Source organism: Flammeovirga sp. SJP92 (assembly GCF_001583495.1).
Classification (GTDB): Bacteria; Bacteroidota; Bacteroidia; order Cytophagales; family Flammeovirgaceae; genus Flammeovirga.
In genome coordinates, this window is sequence record NZ_LQAQ01000106.1 from 1 (window position 1) to 2,590 (window position 2,590).

Here is a 2,590-nt window from a genome sequence, read left to right on the forward strand (position 1 = left end):
TCTGCAAGTATTAAACAATCACAGTAGATAATATGAAGCTTTTAGCGGCCAAGGCCAATAAAAAAGGCATCAATCAGAAAATTAAGAAGTTCCACACATTTATCTAATAAAGTCAGGAGATGAGAAAGGAAAGTACAAAACGTTTATCAAAGAAAGATGCCGCCAAAAAATGGAGGCAGAGACAGGATTTCCATTCTCCTAAAATGAATTTTTTAAAGGAGAATCAGATTTTTGAAGAAACAATAAATACTACATTTCAAATCTCGAACGCATATACTGGCTTTCAGTCCAAAATGTTAGTGTTTCATTAAGCTAGTAAAATGTTAATAGCGGCAACAACAGTAAATAAAGGCGTCAGTAAGGCAAAAGAAGTCATCAGCGAGAATAAATATACAATAATGGGTACCATTGGAACCATTGGTGCTTTAGGAGTAGCTTACTTTGCTTTTGACCGTTGGAAAAAGAAAAAAGACGAACAGGAGGCAAATAGTGCCTATGGGGTTGATTCAAAAGAAGGTCAGGCCGTTCGTATTGCAACTACTATTTACAATTCGTTGCATACATGGGGTAATCCCGTTTTCACATTCATGTCCAACACAGATGAGGAATCAATTAAAGGTGCTTTAAAGCTGATGAAACTAAGGGGTATACCTTTTAGTCTAGTGACAGCAATGTATAAAAAGCTTTATGACAGATCCCTTTCTACTGATTTATCAAAGGAGCTTGATGTTGATGAAAAGAAGGAAATAGATTCAATTATTTATCTGAAACCTTCCCCTGTGATAATCAGCACAGATAAATCAACAGCCACTTATGCCAAAGTGAACAGCTGGAACGGGGAGCCTCTTTTCAAGACTGTTTCCGATGTATATCTGCCTGGCTTTGCATATGGAAGAGAAAAAATTATTCATCTGAAAAACGATACCTATTTAGGACCGTTGACCGGCAAGCAATACAAAGGTTTCAAGCAGGTGTCAGTGATGATTTGAGGTAAACCTTATAACGTTTGGGTAGATGGCAATGAAATAACTGAACAAAGTGCCGTAGAGGCTCAAAGGCAGTTATCTTCAGGTTCATCAAGACAAATGTCAGATAAGGAAAAACTATTGATTATGAACTATTTCGTATAAAAAATGAACAACCTAATTTTATTGATCGGTGCAGGTTTGGCGGCTTATACATTGTTTGGCAGTAGCTCAAAAAGTAAACCTGCAACGCCACAACTACCTCAACCATCCTATTCTCCTGACAGTAACTTTTCCTTCGACACAAAGGAGAACAAGGATATTGTACCTATTACTCAGGCTAGAAATTTTCCGCTTCGCTTTGGGAGCAGAGGCAATGAAGTAAAGTTACTTCAGGAAGCTATTATGAAAAGTGGTAATAACACAGCTGCGTTTCATGTAAGAACTACTGGCGGTGCAGATGGTATTTTTGGCTCAGGAACCCAAAAAGCAGTCAATGAGCTTGGCTATGGTACAGAAGTTACAGTGCAGGAATATGCTGAACTGCTTGTAAAAGTGGGTATTACAACCACTAAACTATCTGATTTATTATAACCTGAAAATCACAATAAAAATGGATGCAGTTTTTAACAAAATCTACCCCAAAACAATCACTCATGAGGGCTACTATGCTAATGTATCAGGTGATATTGGAGGAGAGACTTATATGGGTGTAGCCCGTAAATATCATCCAACTTGGAAAGGGTGGCAGATTGTTGATTTTGAAAAGCGAAAGAAAGGTGGACGTTTGCCTTGGAATTATAGAATCAACAATGCAGACCTTGATCAATTAGTGAAAGGTTTCTACTACGATCATTTCTGGTTAAGAAGGAATCTGCAGCATGTAAAAGATGCTAATGTAGCAGGTTTGATTTTTGACTTTGGAGTGAATGCAGGAGGAAATGCAGTAAAGGTACTTCAACGAGTGCTCAATGAGCAATTCGGTCAAAAACTATCAGTGGACGGAGCTATTGGGCCAATAACATTAAAGGCTATCAACTCCGTTAATCAGCAGTCATTGTTTCAAAGTTATACCAATGAGAGAGTAGCTTACTATAAGCATAGAGCCACTTACCCTAATCAGTCAAAATTCCTGAAAGGGTGGTTAAAACGTGCTTACTCTTATGTATATGACACAGCAATGAACAACAAGACATTGGTTACTACATCAACCTTAATTATGGCAGGTGTAGGAGCTTACCTATTCTATCAGTATTACAATAATTTATCATGATCACAGATAATAAAGTCATTGAACCTGAGATTGAAATTATAGACGATGGTAAGCACCGCATAGCACCAGATACAGAACGAGCATTATATTCTGTTTTTGGTGGTGTGTTAGGTCAAGCAGTAGGGAAGGCACTTGGCTCAAAGTCAAACCTTCCTATGCTGTTTGGTACGGCAGCTGGACATCTCTTTTATGATTATGATCGAAGAGGTCTCTATAAAAAGAAGATGCAGAATTTTGTTGATGAGCTGGAAAAGAAGGGATTGAAACTAACTAAAGTAGGACAATAACGGCTACAAATATGAAACAGCAAGGATTAAGTGTGAAACCCTATCAGCCGACCACAAATGATGAA

4 protein-coding genes are annotated in these 2,590 nt (G+C 37.9%); all 4 read left to right on the forward strand.

Annotated features, from left to right (window positions below):
- Nucleotides 1–320 precede the first annotated feature (320 nt).
- The 4 genes from AVL50_RS27600 (at nt 321) to AVL50_RS27615 (ending at nt 2,525) form a co-directional block, all read left to right on the forward strand.
- On the forward strand, nt 321–989 hold the full coding sequence (locus AVL50_RS27600) for a hypothetical protein (RefSeq protein WP_062620469.1): 669 nt from the start codon (nt 321–323) through the stop codon (nt 987–989).
- A gap of 144 nt (nt 990–1,133) precedes the next feature.
- Nucleotides 1,134–1,559 carry a peptidoglycan-binding protein gene (locus tag AVL50_RS27605; RefSeq protein ID WP_062620471.1) on the forward strand — a complete coding sequence of 142 codons (426 nt, stop codon included), beginning with the start codon at nt 1,134–1,136 and terminating at the stop codon, nt 1,557–1,559.
- A 19-nt stretch (nt 1,560–1,578) separates the two neighbouring features.
- Nucleotides 1,579–2,238, forward strand: a complete 660-nt coding sequence (locus AVL50_RS27610) for a glycoside hydrolase family 108 protein (RefSeq protein ID WP_062620473.1) — start codon at nt 1,579–1,581, stop codon at nt 2,236–2,238.
- Complete coding sequence (locus AVL50_RS27615) at nt 2,235–2,525, forward strand: hypothetical protein (protein ID WP_062620474.1); 291 nt, start codon at nt 2,235–2,237, stop codon at nt 2,523–2,525. The genes AVL50_RS27610 and AVL50_RS27615 overlap by 4 nt, the downstream gene beginning before the upstream one ends.
- Nucleotides 2,526–2,590: the final 65 nt, after the last annotated feature.

Coding starts and splice junctions, on each gene's coding strand:
- AVL50_RS27600 (WP_062620469.1), top strand. CDS start 321: ATGTTAATAGCGGCAACAACAGTAAATAAAGGCGTCAGTAAGGCAAAA.
- AVL50_RS27605 (WP_062620471.1), top strand. CDS start 1,134: ATGAACAACCTAATTTTATTGATCGGTGCAGGTTTGGCGGCTTATACA.
- AVL50_RS27610 (WP_062620473.1), top strand. CDS start 1,579: ATGGATGCAGTTTTTAACAAAATCTACCCCAAAACAATCACTCATGAG.
- AVL50_RS27615 (WP_062620474.1), top strand. CDS start 2,235: ATGATCACAGATAATAAAGTCATTGAACCTGAGATTGAAATTATAGAC.